Origin of the sequence: Ancylothrix sp. D3o (assembly GCF_025370775.1) — a bacterium.
Lineage (GTDB): Bacteria > Cyanobacteriota > Cyanobacteriia > Cyanobacteriales > Oscillatoriaceae > Ancylothrix.
Window position 1 is genome coordinate 1 of record NZ_JAMXEX010000128.1, and the last position, 1,193, is coordinate 1,193.

Here is a 1,193-nt window from a genome sequence, read left to right on the forward strand (position 1 = left end):
TAAGCTGCTACGCAGCTAAACCAGACAAACAGCATTACCTTTGTTTTTAATTTTCCGTTCCCATTGAATAACCAGTTCTCCTTCATTTAATAACTTATGCAGCAATTCCTCTAACTGTTCTACTGATTCAAATAACCGATGAGCGATATATTCTTTTGCGGAATGCCACACTAATTCAATTAAATTGTAATCTGGACTATACGGCGGTAAAAATTCCAAGATAATATGAGGCATCTCTGATGAGATTTTCATTAATATATCTTTCTTCTTGTGGTAGCTCGCATTATCTAGGATAATCACAATTTTCACACCAGAATCCTCGAACTTTCTGCCAGAATTTCCCTGCTCATACCATTCTTGAATTAATAAATTATTTAAAGACTTAATTTGCTCATAGAAGGTGTTTGCATCCCCTTTTTTAATAACAAAATTTAACCTTTTTTTATCCTGATACCTTACCCCTCCCATCAAATTTACTCTACCCCTTCTCCGCTGACCAGTTATTTTTTTGCGACTACCTTTCTTTCCCCAGTTTTTTCTTCTAATTACTCGTAAACTAAACCCGCTTTCATCCCAAAACCATACTTGTAAACGCTCTGGGCTTTCCATTGTTATTTTTAAATACTCCGCCAGCTTCTGTTTAAATGCTTCCCTCAAGAGGGGATTTTGTTTGTCTTCTAAGCTATATTTTGCCCAAATATAAACGTATTTTTTTTTACGCAATATCCTTGCCACTTGCGAACCACTTAGTTTTATTCCTGTAACTTTTTCTAAATAAGTTGCTAGTCTCGCTGCTGTCCATCGGCCAAATTCATATCCATATTCTTCGGGATTTTTGTCAATAGTCTCTAGCAATATTTTTTCATATTCTGCTGTGGCTTTGCGAAAGTTACCTAGACTCCTTTTATCTAAAAAACTATCTGGATTGTCTGGATCTCCATGAACCGCCCAGTAAGCAACGGTTGTGTAAGCAATTTCTAAAAAATCACTGATTTCTTGATAAGTTTTTCCGTCATTTATCAGTAATAAAATCAAGGCTTTTTCTCTAATATGAGAGCTTTCAGATTCTTTAAGTAGTGTAATTAAATTTTCTTTTTGAACTTGAGATAAATGGTTTTTAGCTGGCATAGACGGGCCTAATAAATTGCATAAATTTGTTTTTTCATTATACATTATAAGTGCGTAACAGCTTA

General features: G+C 34.5%; 1 protein-coding gene. It reads right to left on the minus strand.

Going from position 1 to position 1,193, the window contains the following annotated elements; genetic code table 11:
• Positions 1–15 precede the first annotated feature (15 nt).
• Positions 16–1,128 (minus strand): IS630 family transposase, encoded by a 1,113-nt coding sequence (locus NG798_RS27710; protein WP_261226944.1) that lies wholly within the window; start codon positions 1,126–1,128, stop codon positions 16–18.
• Positions 1,129–1,193 lie beyond the last annotated feature (65 nt).

Bases quoted from the DNA above. Each gene is read 5' to 3' on its own strand.
- NG798_RS27710 (WP_261226944.1), bottom strand. From the start codon at position 1,128: ATGCCAGCTAAAAACCATTTATCTCAAGTTCAAAAAGAAAATTTAATT.